Origin of the sequence: Anoxybacillus flavithermus (assembly GCF_002742685.1) — a bacterium.
In the GTDB taxonomy this organism is placed as follows: Bacteria; Bacillota; Bacilli; order Bacillales; family Anoxybacillaceae; genus Anoxybacillus; species Anoxybacillus flavithermus_E.
Genome location: NZ_PEDM01000002.1, coordinates 1 through 20,413, shown reverse-complemented (window position 1 = coordinate 20,413; position 20,413 = coordinate 1). Strand labels below are relative to the sequence as shown.

Genomic DNA, 20,413 nt, shown 5'->3' with positions numbered 1-20,413 from the left:
TGAACATGGCAAAAACGTTGCCGACACGTAAAGACGTTCCTGTAGAGTATACGTGGCGTCTTGAAGATATTTTCGCGACAGATGAACAGTGGGAACAAGAATTTCAAGCTATTCACGCATTGCTTCCGAAATTTTCGGAGTATAAAGGAAGATTAGGGGAAAGTGCACAAACGTTATATGAAGCGTTGCAATATCGCGACCATGTGTTGTTACGACTTGGGAAATTATATGCGTATGCGCATATGCGCCATGATGAAGATACAGCGAATGCCTTTTACCAAGCGCTTGAAACGCGAGCGGAAAGTTTATATGCTGAAGCTGGTCAAGTGATGGCGTTTATCGTACCAGAAATTTTAGCGCTGGATGAACAAGTGTTGCGCTCCTTCTTACAACAATACGAACCGCTTCGGCTGTATGAGCACGAATTAGATGAAATGAACCGCCAACGTCCGCACGTGTTATCGGAAAAAGAAGAAGCGTTACTTGCGCAAGCGGCGGAAGTAATGAACGCATCAAGCAATACGTTTGGGGCGTTAAATAATGCCGATTTACGTTTTCCGACGATTACAGATGAAAACGGAGAAGAAGTGGAAGTGACGCACGGCCGTTACATTCGTTTTCTCGAAAGCGAAGACCGCCGCGTTCGCCGCGATGCATTTAAAGCGGTATACGATACATATCGCAAATATGAAAACACGTTTGCAAGCACGTTAAGTGGGGCGGTGAAGCGCAATACGTTTTTTGCGCGCGTTCGCAACTATCGCTCGGCGCGCGAGGCTGCATTAAGTAAAAATCAAATTCCTGAAGCGGTGTACGACAATTTAATTGAAACGATTCATCGTTATTTGCCGCTTTTGCATCGTTACGTTCAATTGCGCAAGCGGGTGCTTGGATTAGATGAGCTACATATGTACGATTTATATACGCCGCTTGTGAAACAAGCTGATATGAAAGTGACGTATGAAGAAGCGAAAGACATATTGTTAAAAGGGCTTACGCCACTAGGTGATGAATATATTTCGATTGTCAAAGAAGGATTTGATAATCGTTGGGTCGATGTGCAAGAAACGCGCGGCAAAAGAAGCGGAGCGTATTCGTCTGGTTCGTATGGGACGAATCCGTACATTTTAATGAACTGGCAAGATAATGTGAACAACTTATTTACGCTTGCGCATGAGTTTGGTCATTCGGTGCATAGTTACTATACGCGCAAATATCAACCATATCCGTACGGAAACTACTCGATTTTCGTCGCTGAAGTCGCATCAACGTGCAACGAGGCGCTATTGAACGATTATTTATTACAAACGATCGACGATGAGAAAAAGCGGTTATATTTATTAAACCATTATTTAGAAACATTCCGTGGCACTGTGTTTCGTCAAACGATGTTTGCGGAGTTTGAACATATGATTCATGAGATGGTGCAAAACGGTGAAGCGCTGACGGCCCAAGTATTGACGGAAACATATTATGAGCTAAACAAAACATATTTCGGCGACGGCATTGTGATCGATGAGGAAATTGGTTTAGAATGGGCGCGCATTCCGCATTTTTATTACAACTATTATGTGTATCAATATGCGACAGGATTTAGCGCAGCGACCGCATTAAGCAAACAAATTTTAGAAGAAGGCGCGCCAGCTGTCGAGCGATACATTGCGTTTTTAAAAGCAGGAAGCTCGGATTATCCGATTGAAGTGTTGAAAAAAGCAGGGGTCGATATGACATCTCCAGAGCCAATCGAACAAGCATGTCAAGTGTTTGAACAAAAACTCCAACAACTGGAGCAACTATTATAAAAGGCGACTGTGCGTCGCCTTTTCTTAATGAAATCCGCGAAAACGATGGCGGTTGTTGAGGTAAGTAAAAAATGAGAAGAAAGAAAGAAATAAAAAAGGAATGGATATGAATAACGGAAATAACCGCATTAATGCAAAAAAGTGAATAATGAGTGCAACAACGATCCAAACGATATGTACAATGAACATCAAATCCCCCCTTTATTTATTCATAGTAAGCAAGGGAGAAAATAATTATGACAAATTTGTGAACAAGTAAACAAAATACTTGTCAAGACATGAGGTCATTTGTTAATATATAAACGTGAAGTGAATCACAATCAAACAAACTTATACCCCTTTGTTTGACCGTGAAAAATTTCTCCCATCCCCTTTGTTGTCTTTATGACAAAGAAAAAGGACTCGGCATCCCCCGAGTCCTTTTTCTTTATCCGATCCAGCGCCAAAATGAGCCGATTTTCTCCACTTTTTGTTTTAAACGTAACTTTTTTAATTCACATTCAGCTTTGCTGTGCGGGATGTTGTACACCATCGCAATATCATCGGTTGTAACGAACTGAGCGTGATGTAAAAACTGTTCAATTGGTGGGAGCGGAGACGGTTGAGGGTAGCGTCCGAGCATTTCATGGATTAAATCGACATATACGTCGTACGGATAACAGCCCGAAATTTTAATGCCTTCATCTTCAATATTTTCGTTAAAAAAGACGAGCGTTGGAACTTCGCGAACGTCCATTTCCGCACGAATTTTTAAATCGCATTGAAGCGCTTTGACCGCACTTGGCGAAGACAAATCATTTATAAATTCTTGCACATCTAAACCGGCATCGATCGCGCATTGAATAAGCGTGTTTGTCTCTGTAATCGTTTTACCTTGAATAAATACAATGTCTTGTAGTTGACGTAAAAAGCGAATACTTGCTTGTCGTCCTTGCAATTCTGCTGCTTTCACAGCGAGCGAGGCAACATATGGAATCGGCAACGGTGTTTCAAGAAACACTCGGTCTTCACAAGCGATGCCAATGCGCGATGCATGTCGATCAATTCGTTTATAGCTAACTCCATTGAGTCGATCGAGTTGACCGGTTAAGACGTGACGTAACGTAAAATATTGTCCGTATTCGATCCATAATTTTTTTAAAACAGGTTCAAGCGCCCAACAGTCCGGGCAAAGAGGATCGACAAATAAATAAATTTCTAGTTGTTTTGCCGTTCCTTCTTGCTTACCATTCACCTTCATACTCCTTTCGCTCGTCCTCTGGTGTATTAATCATATGTTGAGCAGTTAAAATGAGCCGTTGATACAATTCATCACGAACACGTCCTTTTAGTCCGATAGCATCCATCGCCTCATGCATACACGCCAGCCATGCTTTTGCGCGCGTTGGCGTAATTGGAAAAGGCAAATGGCGCGCACGCAACATTGGATGTCCGTGTTCTGCTGTATAAAGCGGTGGACCACCTAAATATTGCGTTAAAAATTGTTTTTGTTTCCGTGCTGTTTCCGTTAAATCGTTTGGGAAAATAGGCGCCAAGTCAGGATGTTTCGCCACTCGTTCATAAAAAGCATCAACGAGTTTTGAGACAACTTGTTCGCCTCCAATCGCTTCGTAAGGGGATTGAAACATATGAAAAACTCCTTTGCCGAAATATATCAATATTGTAACAATGACTTTGTTTCATCTCAAACGATGTGACTTGTGGAATAGTACGTTTGCATCACTTTTTTTACATAGTTTATCGTTTCACGAAATGGCGGAATGCCCCCATGTTTATCGACATTGCCTGGCCCTGCGTTATAGGCGGCAAGCGCAAGAGCGATATTGCCGTCATACCGATCGAGAAGCTGGCGTAAATATTTTGCCCCGCCTTCAATGTTTTGCTGTGGGTCGAAGGCGTCTTGTACCCCTAACATGCGTGCTGTGCTCGGCATTAACTGCATCAGCCCCATCGCACCGACGCGGCTTTTTGCTTGCGGATTAAAATTGGACTCATGACGAATGACCGCGTAAATGAGTTTCGGATCGACATCGTATTTCGTTGCGGCTTCGTCAATCCATTGATGAAACGTTTTCGTATTCATCGGTGCGCTCGTTTCATTTGTTTTATATGTTGGCGCGTTCGTTTCGTCACTTGTCATCATAGGGAGAGACGGACGTATCGTTTCCGTCTCTTCGTTTGATTCCGTTGTCAACAGCTCGCGAAACAGATCGTGAAACGAGGTTGTCGCTCCTTCTTGTTTTCCTTGTAAATGTTGCAACGCTTGCAGTTCTAAAAGCAATTTGATTTGTTGCACGTTCATAGCGATCGCTCCGTTCCGTATTTAGCTTCGTAAAATCGTTCAATTTTATTTTTCGTTTTTCGTTTCGGGATGTGAAGCGATTCGAGCAGGTGTGTAAACGTTTTTTCGCCTTCTGCTCGATCGCTCGCTTCGTATTCGATTTCATAGTCAGCAACGTTCATATATTCACTATAGTCCAATACGAGCGTGCCGTTTTGATACGGTCGTTCAACGCGGCGAGTTGTTAGCGCACCGAAGCAGACGATTGCTGTTGGATCAATATGAAGCGACTGCAATATGTTTGCCATGTCGCCTTGAAGTGACGTTGCACCTGAAATAAGTGCTGTCGCAGTTTCGTTCGTTAACGGTTCATGTGTTTCTAACAGCCCATCTTCATACGGTTGTTTTAATGTTAATGTATATGTGCCATTTTTGAAACGAATGCGCAATGCGCTTTTTTGTTGCTTCAATTGAAAATCAGGCGTGTCAAAATAATAATTTTGTTGCACGTCCCATTCCTCATCGCGCACCGCAAACGCACGTGTGAAACGAGCAAATTCTTCAGCCGTCAACATATTTTTAAATTCAATTTCAAGTTCGTGTTTCATGTTTTCTTCTCCTTACATCATTCTACTTTTTATTATCAACATGTACACGAAAAAGTGCAACTAGTGAACATCGCTAGGTGAAATGTGGTAAAATAAAGGCGAACATCATGAACGACGGAGGAACAAACATGAAAATATACGTACATACAGCAGAAAAAAAAGAAAATGGATGGTATGTCACATGCGAGGCGTCGCTTCAAGGATTAAAACCAAAACGACATATGCTTGTTGATTCTGATGCGTGTGCGTTTGTATACATATTAGAAGCGAGCGATGCATTCGTTTATGTCATCATGCCAAAAGAAGTATGGGGAGCGATCAAAGAAGCGCTCCGTACAAACGAGCCGATGTTTCTTGTCGGAAGCGATGCAACGATCGAGTTAGAAGGCATTCATGAGGAAGTGGCGTACTTAATTGAAAATATTAAAGGAAATGCAAACTACGGTGAAGAAATGGAACAGGCGGTAACGGCATTTTTCGCATAAGTAGGTGGTTGGATGGAAAAACATTGGGAGTTTTTTTTAGCGCCGTATAAGCAGGCGGTTGAAGAGTTGAAAGTTAAGCTAAAAGGGATGCGCGCTCAATTTGAAATGCAAGGGGTGCACTCTCCGATCGAATTTGTGACAGGGAGAGTGAAGCCAATTGCAAGCATTTTAGATAAAGCGCAAAAGAAAAATATTCCGCTCGATCAATTAGAAGAACAAATGCAAGATATTGCAGGATTGCGTATGATGTGTCAGTTTGTCGATGACATTCAAACGGTTGTAGAACTGTTGCGCAAGCGTAACGATTTTACGATCGTCGAGGAACGTGATTATATTACGCAAAAAAAAGAGAGCGGTTATCGCTCGTATCATGTCGTCATTCGTTATCCGGTGCAAATGATTTATGGTGAGAAAAACATTTTAGTCGAAATTCAAATTCGAACGCTTGCGATGAATTTTTGGGCGACGATTGAACATTCGCTAAACTATAAATATAGCGGCAAGTTTCCTGAAGATATTCGACAACGATTGCAACGGGCAGCGGAAGCGGCATATTTGTTAGACGAGGAAATGTCGAAAATTCGTTTTGAAATTCAAGAGGCGCAAGTGGCGTTTTCGCGCAAGCAAGAAGTAAAAGATAACGAGGGGTGAGGCGTGTGAAATTTGCGGTCATATCTAAAGGGGATGCGATATCAAACGAATGTATGTATAAAATTCGTACATATTTAACCGATTTTCGTTTAACGTATGATGAAGATGAGCCGGATATCGTCATTTCAGTCGGAGGGGATGGGACGTTGTTGTATGCGTTTCATCGTTATCGTAGCCGGCTCGTGCAAACAGCGTTTGTCGGGGTACATACGGGGCATTTGGGATTTTATGCCGATTGGGTGCCTGATGAAATTGAAAAGCTCGTCATCGCCATTGCGAAAACGCCGTATCAAGTCGTAGAATATCCGCTTCTTGAAGTAACGATTCGATATGTGCGCGGCGGACGCGAGGCAAAATATTTAGCGCTCAATGAATGTACAGTAAAAAGCGTAAGCGGCACGCTTGTGATGGATGTTGAAATTCGCGGAGAATTGTTTGAAACGTTTCGCGGCGATGGCTTATGCATTTCGACGCCATCGGGAAGTACGGCATACAATAAAGCGCTTGGAGGCGCCATTTTACATCCGTCGTTAGAGGCGATTCAAGTCGCAGAAATGGCTTCCATTAACAACCGTGTGTTTCGTACAATCGGCTCGCCGCTTATTTTGCCCGCGCATCATACGTGCATGTTAAAGCCGGTCAATGACGTCGATTTTCAAATTACGATCGACCATTTATCGCTATTGCATAAAGATGTGAAATCGATTCAATGCCGCGTCGCCGATGAAAAAATTCGTTTCGCTCGCTTCCGTCCGTTCCCGTTTTGGAAGCGTGTACGAGAATCATTTATTCAGTAGAAAGGGATTTGTATGTTTCAACTTCGTTGGATCGTCACACAACAACAAGATGGGATGCTCGTTCGTGAATTTTTAAAACAACAACATATTTCAAAAACAGCGCTCACCGATATTAAATTTCAAGGGGGGCGGATCGAAGTGAACGATGTGCCTGTGACCGTTCGTTACGTGCTAAAAGCAGGGGACGAAGTGTGCGTGTCGTTTCCACCAGAACAAAAAGGGGGACATATGGTCGCTGAGCCGATTCCGCTTGCGGTCGTGTATGAAGATGATTATGTGATCGTCATCAATAAGCCTCCGCACATGTCAACCATTCCGTCGCGCGAACATCCGCATGGGACGCTTGCGAATGCGTTATTGTATCATTACGAACAACAACAGTTACAAACGACGGTGCATGTCGTTACACGGCTTGACCGCGATACGTCCGGGCTTGTGCTTGTGGCGAAGCATCGCCATGTGCATCATTTATTAAGTGAACAACAAAAACAAGGTCGAGTGAAACGGCGCTACGAAGCGATTTGCCACGGATATGTCACCCCGCTTGTCGGAACGATTGATGCGTCAATTGGACGAAAAGGAGACAGCATCATTGAGCGGGAGGTGCGACCAGACGGTCAGCGGGCCGTGACGCACTACGCCGTGTTACGATATAAAAACGAGATGACGCATGTGTCGATTCAATTAGAAACGGGGCGTACGCATCAAATTCGCGTTCATTTTTCTCATATCGGTCATCCGCTCGTTGGCGATGATTTATATGGGGGATTGCGGGAACATATCGACCGCCAAGCGTTACATAGTTGTGAGCTGACGTTTTTTCATCCGTTTTTTGAAAAAACGATGACGTTTCATGCGCCGCTCCCTGACGACATCGCCCGTTTGCTTTAATCAAACGGGCGAAACTTTTCAGCGACATACGGCATCGTTGATGGAACAGAAACCGTCTCCATTTCCGGATAGCGAAGCGCTGTGAGTTGTCCACCGAATACGCAGCCGGTGTCGATGTTGACGGTGTTGTTTAGCCAGCGCGGCTCTTTGACGGGCGTATGTCCGTATACGATAAGCGCATCGCCTCGGTAATGTTTTGCCCAATCTCGGCGCACAGGGGAGCCGTCCGGATGTTTTTCACCTGTAATATCGCCGTATAACACAAACGTTTTTACTTTTTGATTCGATTTGCCAATATAGTCCCCTCGAATGCCGGCGTGGGCGATCACAAGTTTTCCATCGTCTAAGACGGCATAAAGCGGGGCGTTTTCGTACAGCTTCATAAATTGCGTACGAATGCGTGTTTTTGTTTTTTCATCCGCTTGTTCCCATTCGTCAACCGTCGTTTCAAGTCCGTGTGTCACTTGCACATTTCGACCGAGAAAAAAACGATACAATTTGTCGCAATGATTGCCTGGGACGTACACCGCTTTGTTTTGTTGAACGAGCGAGATGACCGTATCAATGACGCGCAATGACTGCGGACCACGATCGGCTAAATCGCCAACGAAAGCAAGCTTTCGTCCGTTCGGATGAATCGGGATATCGTGTTCCCAAACGTAGCCAAGCTTTTTTGTTAATAACATGAATTCGTGAAAACAACCATGAATATCGCCAATAATGTCGTACATTTTTCCTCCTTTCTACAAAAATAGCCGCATGCAAGCGGCTATCATTGTTCAGCAGAAAACATAAATTTTTGTGTGCGGGAGCGGACGTTTAAGACAAGTCCAATAGCAAGCATGTATGTGGCAAGCGAGCTTCCTCCGTAGCTGATGAATGGAAGCGGAAGACCGGTAATCGGTAGTAACCCGATCGTCATGCCGACGTTTTGAAACACTTGAAACGTAATCATGCCGATGACGCCTGCGCATAAATAACTCCCGAATGGGTCGTGGCATTCTAGCGCAATTTGAATCATGCGGTAAATTAATAAGAAAAAGAGCGACACGACAATGCTTGCACCAATAAAGCCAAATTGCTCCCCGATAATGCTAAAAATAAAGTCAGTATGCGACTCTGGCAAATAGACATCCAAGTTTTTATACCCTTTTCCGTATAACTCCCCTGAACCGATTGCAAGAAGCGATTTAATGAGCTGAAATCCTTGTTCGCTCGCATATTCATACGGATTCAGCCAGCCGTAAAAACGGTTTAATTGGTATTGTTGAATTTTTAATACATCTGGGAAATATAAAAACGCCACGATAAACGATGTCACTCCCACAACGGCGAGACTAGCAATGACTGCGATGATGCGCAAGCGAATGCCGGAGACGAGAATGAGCGAGCCAGCAATCGCCATAAACACCATCGACATGCCCATATCAGGCTGACGGGCAAGTAAAAAAAGCGGCGGAAGTAACGACAAAGCGATTTTTCCGAGCAGTTTCAAATCGTCTTGCAACGTCGGGTCATGGTATTTTTCGCGATGGTTGACGATGATGCGGCTAATGACGATAATCATAAAAATTTTCATGAGCTCAGACGGTTGAAAGTTTCCGCCCGGCAGGCTGTACCAGCTCGTTGCCCCTTTAATCGTTAATGTACCCGGGACGTTTAGTTCTAATCCAAGTAAAAGAATCATCCCGAATCCATATAAATACCAGGCGATTTTAAACAACCGATCGTAATCGACAAGCATCGTTACGGCAATGACGACAGCACCGATCCCATACCACATGAGTTGCTTTTGCGCAAAGTTAATATGTTGCAGTTTAGCAGGGAGCGTCTCGCGCGCGCTTTCGATGGCGATGGCGCTCACGATCGCAATTAAAAATAAAATAAACAGTAAATGATAATCTATTTTCGATTGGACGGTTTTTTCATTTTCCATTGTTGTTCCCCCTGTGTTTCATCGTGCATTCTCATTTTACATCGTTGCTTGCAAGTTGGCAAAGATTCGCGCATAATAAAAAAAGCGATTTTTGTCGAGAGGAGGGGTATCATGTTACAGGCGTTATATGATGAAAAAATGGAAGCGTTTCGCGAGCAATTTTTAAAATGGCATCCGTATGATCGGGCGAAGTTTTACGTTGAACAAAGCCCAGAAGTGAGAAAGCGCATGTACGAATATTTGTCGCCAGCAGAAATGGCGGAAATTTTTGACCATCTCGACATTGAAGAAGATGAATATAAAATTTATTTATCGGAAATGGATCCGTTATTTGTGGCGCAAATGCTCGCGCACATGTATGCCGACAATGCGGCGGACGTATTAAATGAACTTGATAAAAAAGAAGTGGCGAATTATTTAACGATTATGGATGATGAAGCGGCGAAAGATATTCAAGGGCTGCTTCATTATAAAGAATATACGGCCGGAAGCATTATGACAACGGAATATATCGCCATTCACGCCAATCAAACGGTGCGTTCGGCGATGCAAATTTTAAAAAGAGAAGCGGCGAATGCGGAAACGATTTATTATTTGTACGTCATTAACGAACAGCGTCAGCTCGTTGGGGTGTTGTCGCTTCGAGAGCTGTTGACGTCGGATGATGATGAAATGATTGCCGATATTATGAATGATCGGGTCGTTTCTGTGTTTGTTGATGAAGACCAAGAAGATGTGGCGCGCAAAATGCAAAACTACGACTTTTTGGCGCTTCCTGTCGTCGATGCAAACAATCATTTACTTGGGATTATTACCGTCGATGACATTGTCGATGTCATTTCGGAAGAAGCGACAGACGACTATTCGAAACTTGCCGGGGTTCCTGATGTTGATATTCAATACACCCCATTCGAAGCGGCGAAGAAACGATTGCCATGGCTCATTATTTTATTATTTTTAGGGATGATGACAGCAAATTTAATTAGCCGTTTTGAAGATACGTTAGAAAAAGTTGCGATTTTAGCCGTATTTATCCCGCTTATTGCAGGGATGTCAGGAAATACAGGGACGCAGTCGTTGGCGGTCGCGGTGCGTCGCTTGGCGATGGGGGATTTGGGGAAAGAAGGAAAGTGGAGGATGCTTGCGCGCGAGGCGTTAACGGGGCTTTTAATTGGATTATCGTGCGGCGTCGTCATTACGATTGTCGTATATATATGGAAGCAGCAGTTTTTCTTAGGTGTGCTCGTCGGATTAGCGCTATTTGCGACGCTAACAGTCGCGACAGTTGCTGGGGCGCTCATCCCGCTTTTTATGCATAAATTGCGCATCGACCCTGCCGTTGCTTCTGGTCCGTTTATTACGACAATTAACGATTTAATTAGCATTCTTATTTATTTTGGCTTAGCGACGATGTTTATGGATTATTTATTATAAATTCCCTATTTGAAAGTAGGGAATTTTTTGTTATAATCATATTAATACTAGGTTCTAATAACAAATCATAATTTAAGGGGATGAACGAATATGCAATTATCGTTACAAGGAAAGACATATGTCGTGATGGGTGTGGCAAATAAACGAAGCATCGCTTGGGGCATTGCGCGTGCGCTTCATGCGGCAGGAGCGCGATTAATTTTTACATATGCTGGCGAGCGTTTTGAAAATGAAGTAAAAAAATTAGTGGCGACGTTAGAAGATGACAGAGCGCTTGTCTTGCCTTGCGATGTGACGAAAGATGAAGAAATTGCCTCATGCTTTGCGCAAATCAAAGAGCAAGTGGGCGTCATTCACGGTGTGGCGCATTGTATCGCATTTGCGAATAAAGAACATTTAGAAGGCGAGTATATGAACGTCGATCGCGAAGGATTTTTACTTGCGCACAACATTAGCGCCTATTCGTTAACAGCGGTGGCGAAAGCGGCGAAAGAGCTAATGACAGAAGGCGGCAGCATCGTCACATTAACGTATTTAGGCGGCGAGCGCGTCGTGCAAAACTACAACGTCATGGGTGTCGCAAAAGCGTCGTTAGAAGCGAGCGTGAAATATTTGGCGAACGACCTAGGAAAATACGGCATTCGCGTCAACGCCATTTCCGCAGGTCCAATTCGCACGTTATCTGCCAAAGGTGTCGGCGACTTTAATTCGATTTTAAAAGAAATCGAAGAGCGTGCACCGCTGCGCCGCACAACGACACAAGAAGAAGTAGGCGATACGGCACTATTTTTATTTAGCGACTTATCGCGCGGCGTGACTGGAGAAATTATCCACGTCGACTCTGGCTATCACATTTTAGCGCGATAATTTGAAAGCTGTTTGGCATTTGCCGAACAGCTTTTTTCAGTAAGGGGGAATTGGAAAAAACTAGAGATCAAAGCAATGAACCACTGTTTCTATGAAACTTCGACAAATTTTGGGCGGTGAAAGGAAACGAAAAAATATTGTACGTACTTTAATACGTGTTATAATAAAATCAAGGGGAGAGGGAAATGAAGAGTTATTCTTCAAAACAATTAATTAAAATGATACAACAGGACGGATGGTACATAGTAAGAACGAGTGGCAGCCATCATCAGTTTAAACATCCTAGTAAACCTGGTTTAGTGACCATCCCCCATCCTAAGAAAGACCTACCAGCAAAAACGGTAAAAAGTATACTCAAGCAGGCCGGACTACTCTAAACCTGTACGAAAAGGAGGTTAATACCTAATGAATAAAAAAGATCGTTACATTTATCCAGCTATTTTCGATTACGGTAGTGATGGAATATCTGTTGAGTTTCCCGATCTTCCTGGTTGCTTTACTTGTGGAGATACGGAAGAGGAAGCATTTCAAATGGCAAAAGAAGCGATGGCATTGCATCTATATGGCTTGGAACAGGAAAATGAAGAAATCCCTCAACCTTCAAAAGTGTCAGAAATTCAAACAGAAAAACACCAAGTCGTTGTGTTCGTCGAAGTGTGGATGCCACCCTTCCGTCACGAAATGGAGAATAAAGCCGTGAAAAAGACATTAACCATTCCGAAATGGTTAGATGACCTTGCCAAACAATATAATGTGAACTATTCACAAATTCTTCAAGAAGCATTAAAAAAACATTTGGGAGCTACTGACCGATAAGGTGTAAACACAAAAGCCTCATCCGTACATGAAGAAAAAATTCTCCAGGGACTAAATGAAGCATGTTTTAGCACGCTAATTTGAAAGCTGTTTGGCATCGACCAAACAGCTTTTATTATGGCATGCCCTTCTCTTTTTGCGCATATAGTAGTCGTAAAAAGGAGGGGTGTGGGAATGAAAAAACGTGTGGAAAATGCGCCGTTGTTGTATATCGTTCAGCCGAATTTAGGTCCGAAAACGTGTTATATGCAACAGACGTTTCGAACGAAAAAAGAAAAACCGTCGTATCCGCCGCCGTCATTTGCGAATTTTCGCGAGATGGATACGACTGAGCGTATTGAATTTTTGGCGACGCTTCCGAATGAACTACGACCGGTGACGTGTGAATTGAAAACGAAAAACCGCACGTATGAAGGTGTTATTCAAACATACGATAAGAAAAAAGTCGTTTTTGCATTAAGCGATGAAGAAAAAACGATCACGATACCGATCGAACATATTGTATCGGTATCGCTTATTGGCAAATCGTAATATATACACGCTCAAGCTGCTCGGCTGTGTTTGCGAAGGAAAACATCGTTTCCGCTCGTTTTCGTCCTTCGTAAGCAAGTGCGAGCGCTTTTTCTTTGTCGTGCAATAATTCGTTAATGGTGCGGGCGAACGCTTTAGGCGACGCATAGTCGTCAATGACGAGCCCGTTTTCGTGATGTTCGATCACTTCGCTATTTCCGCCGCGGTTTGTCGTAATGATTGGAACACCTGCCGCCATCGCTTCGTAATGCACGCGGGCGAGCGGCTCGTGCCATTGCGAACTGCAAACGAACACATCGCCCATCGTGAATACGTGTGGAATATGTTCAGACGGAATGTAGTTTGTAAATTGAATGCGGTCTTTGTAAGGTTTTGCTAGTTGGTGAAGGAAGCGAACGTATTCGTTTGGGCGGTTGTCGCTAAACCATTTGCCTCCGACGATGACGAGTTTTGCTTTTGGGTGGTGGGCTAATACGTGATTCATGCTTTCAATGAGTACATGTACGCCTTTTGTTCGGCTTAATCGCCCGATAAATAAAATGACGTCATCTTCTTGAGCAATAAAACGTTGGCGCATGGTGGTGCGCATTTGTTTTCCTTCGTCTGTCCATGGCGGCATGTAGCGCGTCGCATCGACGCCGGAGTAGACGACTTGAATTTTATCTTCTGGCACATCGTATCGTTTTGTGACGGTTCGTTTCATATATTCACTTACCGTTGTGATCGCATCTACTTCCGCAATCACTCGTTCGGCAACGTCACGTTTCATTTTCATCGGTGAAAACATATCGTTATGCAAACTTGTGACGAAACGGCTATTTGGTGCTGCTTGTTTGTAAAATAATACGTTTGCGGGACGGTTAAAAACATGAATGACGTCAAACGTGCGCTTTTTTAGTTCGTTTACGATATGTTGTTCGTACTGTTCTTTTGGCACGCGCACGTACTCGTTGCCATCACGTATTTCGTACATCGGAAGCGAAGGGTCAGTAATCGAAAAAATAGTAAGCGAATGTTTAACGGCAAAGATGGGGGCGATGCCATCAATCATGAGTTGAATGGCGCCCCCTTTTATTGCTGGAGACGGCAATTTTTCCGTACAAATGAATGCGATGCGCATAACTACCTCCCATAAAGCGAGCGAATATATTCGACTTCACGACGCAACCCTTCTCGTAATGGCACGTTCGGGGCGTAGGCAAGCATGTTTTCTGCTTTCGAAATGTCCGCCCACGTATGTTTCGGCTCGCCGATCGCTTGATTCATATATTGTTTGTTTGCTCGTTTCCCGATCATTTCTTCAAGTATGGCGATGACGTCGTTAATAGATGCACGCTCTTTTCCACCAATGTTAAACGTTTCGCCAATCGCTTTGTCGTTGCCAAGCACAGCAAGCGTGCCATTGACGCAGTCGGAAATGTACGTAAAGTCGCGCGTTTGTGTGCCGTCTCCGAAAATCGTGATTGGCTCATCAAACAACATTTGGCGAATAAAGCGATGAAACGCCATATCAGGTCGCTGGCGTGGTCCGTACACAGTAAAATAACGTAAAATCGTCATCGGCACGCCAAACTCCGAGCCATATACGTGGCATAAATGTTCGCCAGCAAGCTTCGTGATGCCGTACGGTGAAAGAGGAGTCGGAGTCATGTTTTCATGCACGCGCCCATGTTTTTCCCCATAGACGGATGAGGTGGACGTATAAATAAACTGTTTTGGTCGATGTTGTTTACACGCTTCAAGCAACCGTTGCGTTGCTAATATGTTATTTGTCGTATATAAGTCAAATGACGTTCCCCAGCTTGTGCGTACGCCCGGCATGCCAGCCAAATGATAAATGACGTCGACTTGTTTGACGATGTCGTCAAGCGGCAACGACAAAAGATCGCCTTCGAGCCATGTAAAACGGTCATGTTTTTTTAACGTGTCGATCGTTTTTTCTTTCCATTGTTTTGGCGTCGGACCGGTGAAACAGTCGATGCCGATGACGTGATGGTGCTGTAGCAATGCTTCACATACGTGCGAGCCGATAAAGCCAGCTGCTCCTGTGACAAGTATGTTCATCTGCGCCCCACCCCGATATAGTGTAGTCCTGCGTTCATGATCGCCTCACGAGGCAAGCTATTTCGTCCGTCGATGACGGCGTTTCCGTTCATCATTTGTTTCACTTCTTCCCAGTTTAATTGTTTATACGCATCCCAATCGGTCGCAACGATGAGCGCATCGGCTTGTTGAATGGCTTCGTGTATCGTTTTTGCTTGTTTTACAGCGACATCGTTTGGAACGACAGCTTTCGGATCATGGGCGATGACATCGGCGCCATGTGCGTGCAATTTTTTAATGAGTGAAACGGCAGGCGATTCGCGAATATCATCTGTATTTGGTTTAAAAGCGATGCCAAGGACGGCAATGCGTTTGCCTGAGAGTTCTCCTAATGTTCGTTTCATTTTTTGAATGTACCAATTGAGTTGCGTATCGTTAATCGTTTTTGTCGCTTCTAACATGTACGGACGCACCATTTGTTCATATGCCATTTGTATGAGAGCTGTCACATCTTTCGGAAAACAAGAGCCACCGTAACCAATATCCGCTTGTAAAAAATGCGAGCCGATTCTTCCGTCAAGCCCGATGCCTGTCGCGACATCGGTGACATCGACGTCATATGTTTCACAAAGGCGTGCCATTTCGTTAATAAAGGAAATTTTTGTTGCTAGAAAGGCGTTGGCGGCATATTTTATCATTTCTGCGCCACTTAAACTTGTCACGACGTATGGTGCATGAATGCCGGCATATAATGTTTGCATGACCGAAAGGGAGCGATCGTCATCGTCACGTAAGCCGATGACGATACGGTCGGGATGTAACGAATCGTAAATGGCAGAGCCTTCGCGTAAAAATTCAGGGTTCGAGACGATGCGCACATGTTTTCCTTCGTTTTTTAGTCGGTCGTATATCCGTTCGTTCGTTCCGATCGGAACGGTGCTTTTCATGACGATCGTTTGATGATCGCTTACATGTGGGATAAGCATGTCAATGGCGCGATTGACGTACGAGACGTCTGGTTTTCCTTTTAAATCTGGCGGTGTGCCGACGCAAATAAAAATGACGTCTGCTTCTTGTATATGTTTTTGTTCATTGTGATGAAAAAAAAGCCGACTTTGATAGTCGGTTAACAACTCAGCTAAACCCGGCTCGTAAATCGGAACATTCCCGCGCTGTAAGGCGGCAATTTTTTGTTCATTTTCATCGATGCAATGAACGGTATGCCCAAGTTTGGCGAGAACAGCAGCTGTTGTTAATCCGACATAACCGGCACCAATTATACAAACGTTCATACGTTCACTTCCTTTATTCGTCTTCGTCTTCTATTTTTTTCGTTCCAATTGTTGTTGTTTGTTCGGTTGCTGCAACGAGCGCTTCGGTTGGAAACTCTACTGCGACGATGTCGCGGCAGTTGATCGTAACGGATTTCCCGCCGTTTTCATAAAATGGATCGATGATGATGGTCAATGTTTTCGATGTTGTGTCTAGTTGAACGAGCTGAGCGTTATAATACGTTTCATTTTTCGTATGCACGTGCATTTCTGTCCCTGTTGGAAGTGTCGTTAACGTTGCGCATATATGTTGTATGTGGCGTTGGCGAGCTAAAAAATGTTTGCTGAAAAAAATGTTATACATCGTTTCACATCCTTTTTCGTGAAATCACTCATTGCATTATATGTGGAACAAAGAAAGAGGAATGGGCGAAAGTACTACATGTTTTTTACATCATCAACATAAAGTGAAGCGAGGAGGAGAAAGAATGGATGTTTTTCACTTTTTTTTGTTATGCATCGCTTCATTTCGTTTGACGCGCTTACTTGTGTACGACCGCATTACATCGTTTTTACGCGCGCCGTTTCATGATGAGTTCGAACAAGATGGAGAAACGTATATTGTCGTGAAAGGAACGGGGCTAAAAAAATGGATTGGGGAGCTGTTAAGCTGCCATTGGTGTACAGGTATATGGTGTACAGCAGGGTTGTATGTCGGAACAGTTTATGCGCCAATCATGTTTATGCCACTTGTGTCGGTATTAGCGATTGCAGGGGGGGCGGCACTCATTGAAACGATTGTTCAAAAATGGAGCCAATAAAAAAAGCGGGCGGACGCCTGCTTATTTATTAATAACGATATGATTAAAAGACGATACCCCTTGTTTCAGCTGGCGAAAATAAACGAACCCCTCGACGACAACCGTTTGTATGACGCGCAATTCAAATGACGGAAAGCGCAGTTGTTCATTTGGTAAAAGCGTCGTTTCATCGATTGGTTTTAACCAATATTCCCCTTCTTTCATTTTTTCGCGCCAATTGTCGACCGCAAACGTCCAGCCACCTTCTTCTTGTACATGACGAAATGAAAATTTTCCGCTTAATTGCGCGTGATGTGCAGGGCGAAGACGAAGGCAAATGATCGGATCGTTAAGCGGTGTATTACCAATATTTTCGATAACGAAATCGCCGATGACCGTCGTCGGCTCTTCTTTCTCCTCTGAAATCATGACCGCATACGCAAAATAAGCATGGGCACGTACGATATCTTGTTTCATTTCTTTTTTTCGCTTTTTTTCTTCTTCAAGCGCCACTTCGTAAAAAAGAAGTTGTTGTTTCAGATGTTCGATCGTTCGTTCGTATTCGTCCATTTGTTCTAGCTGTTTTTGGACGTATTGATTGCGTAATTGCTCTCGTTTTAGTTCGGTTTCGGCAAGCTGCAATAGTTGTTTATATTTTGCCACTTCCGAGCGATAATGAATAATTTTTTGTTGCAGTTGAATATGTTGGTTGTTCATCTCCTCCCCCCTATAAACATTCTGGATATCCTTTCCAACCATTTGGGATCATATGGCTTGGTTGAACGATAAACATCGCGCAAATGAAAAATACGATCCATATTTTTTTCGTCAATTTATGCCATCCTCTCCTTTTGTTGTTTCAATATTCATTTTATTTTATCATATGTCATATATACCAAAATAAAGGTGTGATTGAATGAGAACATCTTTTTCTATTTTGACTACAATCGTATTTTTATTTTTTGTTCCATATGCAGCAAGTGAAAAAACAGGTGTGCCATATATGGAATGGACGTTTCTCGTCGGTGTGATGGCCACAAGTTTTCTTTTTTATATACATGGAAGTGGATATATGTGGAATAGGTCTTCAGAAGAAGTGAAAAATACGTGCTATCGTTCTTATTCCTTTTGGATTGCTTGCACATATACGGTAATCAGCTACATGTTGAACATATGAAAGAAGCAGGCTGTATGTGAGCCTGCTTCTTTCATTAATGTGCTGGGAATACTTCTGGGCATTGCGGTGGGAATTTGTCTGTTGGGCAAAGTGTTGCTTCTAAAATTTCTTCGCGCGGTTGGCAGAAGCGTGCTTCGACTTCGATTTTTACGTCTGCTTCCATTTGCACTTCTAAGCATAATGTAATGGATACATCAAGCTGTGAGAAGTTGTCAGTGCAAATTAAACTTGCGTCACATTCGAAAAACGAAATGTGGCAATCGAGCGTCGTTCCTTCTGGTGCGCATAAGATAAATGTTTGTGCCGTCGCAAATGGGATTGGAGAAGATTCGCAAACGACGTGACCGTTCGCATTGACAACTTGCACGACAACGTGACCTTTCACAAGCACTTTTACTTTTTGTAATGTGACTGTATCACCTGATGGAAGTGTGACGTGAACAGGTTGACGTCCATTTGGTTGTAAAATTTCTTGGCAAATGAGGGCGTTGTTGTCGACTGTACGATCAATGCGATTGCCTTCATCGTCTGTTAAGAAGCAGCGAATTGAGAAATCGCCAGCACTTAAACCGTTTGATGAGAAAAATTCGCAAACTGATTGCCCATGGCGTGGACATTTGCTTTCAGGAAAAATATGTTCCAAATCCCCATTTGAAAAACTGCGCAACGGCACATCGACTTGACGAGTAACCCAGTCATACACTTTGCGTGTTTTAATACATACTTTTTCTTTACGCTCTTTATGATGCGTCATGCCTCGTTCCTCCTATTTCAGTTTTTCCCGTCGCATGTATCGGGACTACTGTATAGTATGAGAAAGGTAGGTAAGTGTGCAGGGATAAGTGCGGAATTTTTTTGTCATAAATGAGCGTCTGTTTGAATTGTTATGTAGTAGAAAGGGGTGGGCATATGCAAAATGAGCTAGACATGTTGCGGGCGGAAAATGTGTTGTTAAAAGAGTTAGCGGAGTTAAGCGAGCAGCGTTATCGGGAAGTGAAACGGTTAAAAAAAGAAAACGAAGAGCTAAAAAAGCAAATTGAACAACTGACGAAGCAATTATTTGGGCAAGGAACAGATTCATGGTTTATGCATACGGTCAGGCGCCAACAGGCGTTAAAACAAGGTGGACAGCTGCCGCTTTCGACACCATTTTCATTTGCAGAAAAAAAGAAATAGGGAAAACGCATAGTCGTTCGCTCCATCTTTTTCATATGCTATTGTATCTTACATGTGTGGAGGGTTTGCCAATGGAAAAGAAAAAGCCAATTGTTCTCGGTGGATCGCAAGCAGCGAAAGTATATACGTCTTCACAAGCACCTGTAAAAAAAACAGGCGGTTGTGGATGTGGAAAGAAATTGAAGAAACAATAGCATGGGAGAGAAGAGGATGGAGCGTTTTAAAAATTACGGGCTATGGTTAGCGATCGGTTCGTTTATTCCGCTTTTATTACAGACGTTTGGGGTCGACTTAGATTTAGGAAAATACGAGCAGTTATGGAATGCGTTTTTAAGCATTTTAGTGATGGCAGGCATTTTAAACAATCCGTCGCTTGGGAATGGATTTCGTGATAAACAGTAGCTCCTTTTAGGGGCTATTTTTTTGTATAACTTTGTCATATGAGCGCATGCTATTGTGTGAAAAAGGAAAAGGAGGTTGTCATCATGACCGTTGCCAGTTCTGTCAAACAAACGTTAGCGGGGCTAAAATCAGCGCAGGCAAGTTTTGAAACGTTCGCCTTGCAAACAGAAAATGAAAAAGCGAAGCAATTGTATCAACAAGCAGCACAACAAACGCAAGCTATTGTTGATTTATTATCTCCACGCCTGCAAGAAATTGAACAAGAAGAGCCACAATATAAACAATAAGTGAATCGGGTGTCCAATAAGGGCGCCCTTTCGTTACATGAAGGTAGTGTCAAAAAATCTATGAAAAGTCCTTTTTTAAATTCCTTTTTAAGGCATTTAAAGGGGAGGATGGGATCGGATTCGCCCTTGACCAACACTCGCCAAAGGAGAGAAACGGT

At 43.4% G+C, this 20,413-nt stretch carries 28 protein-coding genes and 1 pseudogene; 16 read left to right on the top strand and 13 right to left on the bottom strand.

Annotated features, from left to right (window positions below):
* Nucleotides 1–5: 5 nt before the first annotated feature.
* Nucleotides 6–1,802: an oligoendopeptidase F gene (gene pepF / locus CS060_RS02180; RefSeq protein ID WP_099668647.1), complete on the top strand. Its 1,797-nt coding sequence runs from the start codon at nucleotides 6–8 to the stop codon at nucleotides 1,800–1,802.
* 24 nt (nucleotides 1,803–1,826) lie between these two features.
* Here pepF and CS060_RS14030 read toward each other — a convergent pair whose 3' ends face one another.
* The 5 genes from CS060_RS14030 to CS060_RS02160 all read right to left on the bottom strand — a co-directional run bounded on the left by CS060_RS14030 (nucleotide 1,827) and on the right by CS060_RS02160 (nucleotide 4,691).
* Nucleotides 1,827–1,991 (bottom strand): hypothetical protein, encoded by a 165-nt coding sequence (locus CS060_RS14030; RefSeq protein ID WP_035046149.1) that lies wholly within the window; start codon nucleotides 1,989–1,991, stop codon nucleotides 1,827–1,829.
* A 238-nt stretch (nucleotides 1,992–2,229) separates the two neighbouring features.
* On the bottom strand, nucleotides 2,230–3,042 hold the full coding sequence (locus CS060_RS02175) for a ClpXP adapter SpxH family protein (protein WP_035046151.1): 813 nt from the start codon (nucleotides 3,040–3,042) through the stop codon (nucleotides 2,230–2,232).
* Nucleotides 3,026–3,430, bottom strand: a complete 405-nt coding sequence (locus CS060_RS02170; RefSeq protein ID WP_035046153.1) for a globin domain-containing protein — start codon at nucleotides 3,428–3,430, stop codon at nucleotides 3,026–3,028. Before CS060_RS02170 ends, CS060_RS02175 begins: the two co-directional genes overlap by 17 nt.
* 56 nt (nucleotides 3,431–3,486) lie before the next feature.
* Nucleotides 3,487–4,104, bottom strand: a complete 618-nt coding sequence (locus CS060_RS02165; protein WP_035046155.1) for a lytic transglycosylase domain-containing protein — start codon at nucleotides 4,102–4,104, stop codon at nucleotides 3,487–3,489.
* On the bottom strand, nucleotides 4,101–4,691 hold the full coding sequence (locus CS060_RS02160; RefSeq protein ID WP_035046157.1) for a CYTH domain-containing protein: 591 nt from the start codon (nucleotides 4,689–4,691) through the stop codon (nucleotides 4,101–4,103). Before CS060_RS02160 ends, CS060_RS02165 begins: the two co-directional genes overlap by 4 nt.
* A 128-nt stretch (nucleotides 4,692–4,819) precedes the next feature.
* Between CS060_RS02160 and CS060_RS02155 the strand changes: the two genes are divergently transcribed.
* Genes CS060_RS02155 through CS060_RS02140 form a run of 4 tightly spaced genes read left to right on the top strand, consistent with a single transcriptional unit; the run spans nucleotide 4,820 to nucleotide 7,515 of the window.
* Nucleotides 4,820–5,176 carry a UPF0738 family protein gene (locus CS060_RS02155; RefSeq protein ID WP_035046191.1) on the top strand — a complete coding sequence of 119 codons (357 nt, stop codon included), beginning with the start codon at nucleotides 4,820–4,822 and terminating at the stop codon, nucleotides 5,174–5,176.
* 12 nt (nucleotides 5,177–5,188) lie between these two features.
* On the top strand, nucleotides 5,189–5,827 hold the full coding sequence (gene yjbM / locus CS060_RS02150; protein ID WP_099668646.1) for a GTP diphosphokinase: 639 nt from the start codon (nucleotides 5,189–5,191) through the stop codon (nucleotides 5,825–5,827).
* A 5-nt stretch (nucleotides 5,828–5,832) separates the two neighbouring features.
* Entirely contained in the window at nucleotides 5,833–6,624 is a 792-nt protein-coding gene (locus tag CS060_RS02145) for an NAD kinase (RefSeq protein ID WP_035046160.1), read from the top strand.
* Between the two features lie 12 nt (nucleotides 6,625–6,636).
* Nucleotides 6,637–7,515, top strand: coding sequence for an RluA family pseudouridine synthase (locus tag CS060_RS02140; RefSeq protein ID WP_035046161.1), 879 nt, complete (start codon nucleotides 6,637–6,639; stop codon nucleotides 7,513–7,515).
* Here CS060_RS02140 and prpE read toward each other — a convergent pair.
* On the bottom strand, nucleotides 7,512–8,246 hold the full coding sequence (gene prpE / locus CS060_RS02135) for a bis(5'-nucleosyl)-tetraphosphatase PrpE (protein ID WP_035046163.1): 735 nt from the start codon (nucleotides 8,244–8,246) through the stop codon (nucleotides 7,512–7,514). The two genes, CS060_RS02140 and prpE, sit on opposite strands and share 4 nt — an antisense overlap.
* Nucleotides 8,247–8,287: 41 nt before the next feature.
* Nucleotides 8,288–9,451 carry an FtsW/RodA/SpoVE family cell cycle protein gene (locus CS060_RS02130; protein WP_035046165.1) on the bottom strand — a complete coding sequence of 388 codons (1,164 nt, stop codon included), beginning with the start codon at nucleotides 9,449–9,451 and terminating at the stop codon, nucleotides 8,288–8,290.
* Between the two features lie 111 nt (nucleotides 9,452–9,562).
* On the opposite strand from CS060_RS02130, the gene mgtE reads away from it, so the two are divergent.
* The 5 genes from mgtE (at nucleotide 9,563) to CS060_RS02105 (ending at nucleotide 13,099) form a co-directional block, all read left to right on the top strand.
* The gene (gene mgtE, locus CS060_RS02125; RefSeq protein WP_052025483.1) at nucleotides 9,563–10,885 is read left to right on the top strand and encodes a magnesium transporter; all 1,323 of its coding nucleotides are present in this window, start codon (nucleotides 9,563–9,565) and stop codon (nucleotides 10,883–10,885) included.
* Between the two features lie 90 nt (nucleotides 10,886–10,975).
* On the top strand, nucleotides 10,976–11,752 hold the full coding sequence (fabI, locus tag CS060_RS02120) for an enoyl-ACP reductase FabI (RefSeq protein WP_035046167.1): 777 nt from the start codon (nucleotides 10,976–10,978) through the stop codon (nucleotides 11,750–11,752).
* 185 nt (nucleotides 11,753–11,937) lie between these two features.
* Nucleotides 11,938–12,129 carry a type II toxin-antitoxin system HicA family toxin gene (locus CS060_RS02115; protein WP_035046168.1) on the top strand — a complete coding sequence of 64 codons (192 nt, stop codon included), beginning with the start codon at nucleotides 11,938–11,940 and terminating at the stop codon, nucleotides 12,127–12,129.
* A 28-nt stretch (nucleotides 12,130–12,157) separates the two neighbouring features.
* Nucleotides 12,158–12,568, top strand: a complete 411-nt coding sequence (locus CS060_RS02110; RefSeq protein WP_035046170.1) for a type II toxin-antitoxin system HicB family antitoxin — start codon at nucleotides 12,158–12,160, stop codon at nucleotides 12,566–12,568.
* A gap of 174 nt (nucleotides 12,569–12,742) precedes the next feature.
* A complete protein-coding gene (locus CS060_RS02105; protein ID WP_035046172.1) occupies nucleotides 12,743–13,099 on the top strand; it encodes a CotO family spore coat protein in 357 nt (118 codons plus the stop codon).
* Here CS060_RS02105 and CS060_RS02100 read toward each other — a convergent pair.
* The 4 genes and pseudogenes from CS060_RS02100 to CS060_RS02085 form a co-directional block, all read right to left on the bottom strand.
* Nucleotides 13,083–14,219 (bottom strand): glycosyltransferase family 4 protein, encoded by a 1,137-nt coding sequence (locus tag CS060_RS02100; protein ID WP_035046174.1) that lies wholly within the window; start codon nucleotides 14,217–14,219, stop codon nucleotides 13,083–13,085. The two genes, CS060_RS02105 and CS060_RS02100, sit on opposite strands and share 17 nt — an antisense overlap.
* 2 nt (nucleotides 14,220–14,221) lie before the next feature.
* Nucleotides 14,222–15,163 carry an NAD-dependent epimerase/dehydratase family protein gene (locus tag CS060_RS02095; RefSeq protein WP_035046175.1) on the bottom strand — a complete coding sequence of 314 codons (942 nt, stop codon included), beginning with the start codon at nucleotides 15,161–15,163 and terminating at the stop codon, nucleotides 14,222–14,224.
* A pseudogene (locus tag CS060_RS02090) lies at nucleotides 15,160–16,437 on the bottom strand (UDP-glucose dehydrogenase family protein); the annotation flags it as partial. The pseudogene CS060_RS02090 and the gene CS060_RS02095, both read right to left, overlap by 4 nt.
* Before the next feature lie 10 nt (nucleotides 16,438–16,447).
* A complete protein-coding gene (locus CS060_RS02085) occupies nucleotides 16,448–16,777 on the bottom strand; it encodes a hypothetical protein (protein WP_035046179.1) in 330 nt (109 codons plus the stop codon).
* Between the two features lie 124 nt (nucleotides 16,778–16,901).
* Here CS060_RS02085 and CS060_RS02080 point away from each other — a divergent pair, with 124 nt between their 5' ends.
* Entirely contained in the window at nucleotides 16,902–17,234 is a 333-nt protein-coding gene (locus CS060_RS02080) for a DUF1360 domain-containing protein (protein WP_035046181.1), read from the top strand.
* 21 nt (nucleotides 17,235–17,255) lie between these two features.
* Here CS060_RS02080 and CS060_RS02075 read toward each other — a convergent pair whose 3' ends face one another.
* Nucleotides 17,256–17,930: a hypothetical protein gene (locus tag CS060_RS02075; protein WP_035046183.1), complete on the bottom strand. Its 675-nt coding sequence runs from the start codon at nucleotides 17,928–17,930 to the stop codon at nucleotides 17,256–17,258.
* Nucleotides 17,931–18,129: 199 nt separating this feature from the next.
* Here CS060_RS02075 and CS060_RS02070 point away from each other — a divergent pair, with 199 nt between their 5' ends.
* Entirely contained in the window at nucleotides 18,130–18,390 is a 261-nt protein-coding gene (locus CS060_RS02070; RefSeq protein WP_006322818.1) for a hypothetical protein, read from the top strand.
* A gap of 34 nt (nucleotides 18,391–18,424) precedes the next feature.
* On the opposite strand, the gene CS060_RS02065 is transcribed toward CS060_RS02070, so the two are convergent.
* Nucleotides 18,425–19,144, bottom strand: coding sequence for a BMQ_0737 family morphogenetic spore coat protein (locus CS060_RS02065; protein WP_035050807.1), 720 nt, complete (start codon nucleotides 19,142–19,144; stop codon nucleotides 18,425–18,427).
* Nucleotides 19,145–19,299: 155 nt separating this feature from the next.
* Here CS060_RS02065 and CS060_RS02060 point away from each other — a divergent pair, with 155 nt between their 5' ends.
* The 4 genes from CS060_RS02060 (at nucleotide 19,300) to CS060_RS02050 (ending at nucleotide 20,255) form a co-directional block, all read left to right on the top strand.
* Nucleotides 19,300–19,566 carry a spore coat protein regulator YlbO gene (locus CS060_RS02060; protein WP_035050806.1) on the top strand — a complete coding sequence of 89 codons (267 nt, stop codon included), beginning with the start codon at nucleotides 19,300–19,302 and terminating at the stop codon, nucleotides 19,564–19,566.
* Nucleotides 19,567–19,637: 71 nt separating this feature from the next.
* Entirely contained in the window at nucleotides 19,638–19,760 is a 123-nt protein-coding gene (locus tag CS060_RS14245) for a hypothetical protein (protein WP_255350595.1), read from the top strand.
* Nucleotides 19,761–19,776: 16 nt separating this feature from the next.
* Entirely contained in the window at nucleotides 19,777–19,968 is a 192-nt protein-coding gene (locus CS060_RS02055) for a phage holin family protein (protein WP_035050805.1), read from the top strand.
* 83 nt (nucleotides 19,969–20,051) lie between these two features.
* Nucleotides 20,052–20,255, top strand: a complete 204-nt coding sequence (locus CS060_RS02050; RefSeq protein ID WP_003395336.1) for a DUF1657 domain-containing protein — start codon at nucleotides 20,052–20,054, stop codon at nucleotides 20,253–20,255.
* Nucleotides 20,256–20,413 lie beyond the last annotated feature (158 nt).

Excerpts from the sequence above, each read along its gene's own strand:
- CS060_RS02155 (WP_035046191.1), top strand. The coding sequence starts at position 4,820 with ATGAAAATATACGTACATACAGCAGAAAAAAAAGAAAATGGATGGTAT.
- CS060_RS02095 (WP_035046175.1), bottom strand. The coding sequence starts at position 15,163 with ATGAACATACTTGTCACAGGAGCAGCTGGCTTTATCGGCTCGCACGTA.
- CS060_RS02070 (WP_006322818.1), top strand. The coding sequence starts at position 18,130 with ATGAGAACATCTTTTTCTATTTTGACTACAATCGTATTTTTATTTTTT.
- CS060_RS02075 (WP_035046183.1), bottom strand. The coding sequence starts at position 17,930 with ATGAACAACCAACATATTCAACTGCAACAAAAAATTATTCATTATCGC.
- CS060_RS02115 (WP_035046168.1), top strand. The coding sequence starts at position 11,938 with ATGAAGAGTTATTCTTCAAAACAATTAATTAAAATGATACAACAGGAC.
- pepF (WP_099668647.1), top strand. The coding sequence starts at position 6 with ATGGCAAAAACGTTGCCGACACGTAAAGACGTTCCTGTAGAGTATACG.
- fabI (WP_035046167.1), top strand. The coding sequence starts at position 10,976 with ATGCAATTATCGTTACAAGGAAAGACATATGTCGTGATGGGTGTGGCA.
- CS060_RS02160 (WP_035046157.1), bottom strand. The coding sequence starts at position 4,691 with ATGAAACACGAACTTGAAATTGAATTTAAAAATATGTTGACGGCTGAA.
- CS060_RS02080 (WP_035046181.1), top strand. The coding sequence starts at position 16,902 with ATGGATGTTTTTCACTTTTTTTTGTTATGCATCGCTTCATTTCGTTTG.
- CS060_RS02105 (WP_035046172.1), top strand. The coding sequence starts at position 12,743 with ATGAAAAAACGTGTGGAAAATGCGCCGTTGTTGTATATCGTTCAGCCG.
- CS060_RS02165 (WP_035046155.1), bottom strand. The coding sequence starts at position 4,104 with ATGAACGTGCAACAAATCAAATTGCTTTTAGAACTGCAAGCGTTGCAA.
- CS060_RS02060 (WP_035050806.1), top strand. The coding sequence starts at position 19,300 with ATGCAAAATGAGCTAGACATGTTGCGGGCGGAAAATGTGTTGTTAAAA.
- CS060_RS02175 (WP_035046151.1), bottom strand. The coding sequence starts at position 3,042 with ATGAAGGTGAATGGTAAGCAAGAAGGAACGGCAAAACAACTAGAAATT.
- CS060_RS02140 (WP_035046161.1), top strand. The coding sequence starts at position 6,637 with ATGTTTCAACTTCGTTGGATCGTCACACAACAACAAGATGGGATGCTC.
- CS060_RS02100 (WP_035046174.1), bottom strand. The coding sequence starts at position 14,219 with ATGCGCATCGCATTCATTTGTACGGAAAAATTGCCGTCTCCAGCAATA.
- CS060_RS02170 (WP_035046153.1), bottom strand. The coding sequence starts at position 3,430 with ATGTTTCAATCCCCTTACGAAGCGATTGGAGGCGAACAAGTTGTCTCA.
- mgtE (WP_052025483.1), top strand. The coding sequence starts at position 9,563 with ATGTTACAGGCGTTATATGATGAAAAAATGGAAGCGTTTCGCGAGCAA.
- CS060_RS02085 (WP_035046179.1), bottom strand. The coding sequence starts at position 16,777 with ATGTATAACATTTTTTTCAGCAAACATTTTTTAGCTCGCCAACGCCAC.
- CS060_RS02050 (WP_003395336.1), top strand. The coding sequence starts at position 20,052 with ATGACCGTTGCCAGTTCTGTCAAACAAACGTTAGCGGGGCTAAAATCA.
- CS060_RS14245 (WP_255350595.1), top strand. The coding sequence starts at position 19,638 with ATGGAAAAGAAAAAGCCAATTGTTCTCGGTGGATCGCAAGCAGCGAAA.
- yjbM (WP_099668646.1), top strand. The coding sequence starts at position 5,189 with ATGGAAAAACATTGGGAGTTTTTTTTAGCGCCGTATAAGCAGGCGGTT.
- CS060_RS02130 (WP_035046165.1), bottom strand. The coding sequence starts at position 9,451 with ATGGAAAATGAAAAAACCGTCCAATCGAAAATAGATTATCATTTACTG.
- CS060_RS02065 (WP_035050807.1), bottom strand. The coding sequence starts at position 19,144 with ATGACGCATCATAAAGAGCGTAAAGAAAAAGTATGTATTAAAACACGC.
- CS060_RS02110 (WP_035046170.1), top strand. The coding sequence starts at position 12,158 with ATGAATAAAAAAGATCGTTACATTTATCCAGCTATTTTCGATTACGGT.
- prpE (WP_035046163.1), bottom strand. The coding sequence starts at position 8,246 with ATGTACGACATTATTGGCGATATTCATGGTTGTTTTCACGAATTCATG.
- CS060_RS02055 (WP_035050805.1), top strand. The coding sequence starts at position 19,777 with ATGGAGCGTTTTAAAAATTACGGGCTATGGTTAGCGATCGGTTCGTTT.
- CS060_RS14030 (WP_035046149.1), bottom strand. The coding sequence starts at position 1,991 with ATGTTCATTGTACATATCGTTTGGATCGTTGTTGCACTCATTATTCAC.